This window comes from Herbaspirillum lusitanum P6-12 (assembly GCF_000256565.1).
Classification (GTDB): domain Bacteria; phylum Pseudomonadota; class Gammaproteobacteria; order Burkholderiales; family Burkholderiaceae_D; genus Herbaspirillum; species Herbaspirillum lusitanum.
Genome location: NZ_AJHH01000352.1, coordinates 1 through 218, shown reverse-complemented (window position 1 = coordinate 218; position 218 = coordinate 1). Strand labels below are relative to the sequence as shown.

The following is a 218-nucleotide window of genomic DNA, read 5'->3' as shown; positions in this document are numbered from 1 at the left end:
GTATCACTGGGCGTCCAGCGCCAAAAAAGGCCCAGGCCGTAAGCGCCGCCATTGGCGATTGCGGTGGTGACGGTTTCATTGTAAGTCTCGGTACGAGCCCAGTCGCGTTGCAATTCCAGCAGGTATTGCAGCGAAGTCATCGGACGTGCGCCCAGCTGGATCATGCGTTCGACGGCGCGTTGATGCGCTTCGTTGGAGACATCGCCGCTGGCGTCGTT

At 60.1% G+C, this 218-nt stretch carries 1 pseudogene; it reads right to left on the bottom strand.

From position 1 onward, the window contains the following. Window positions 1-218, bottom strand: a pseudogene (locus tag HLUSI_RS28140) (hydrolase); the annotation flags it as partial.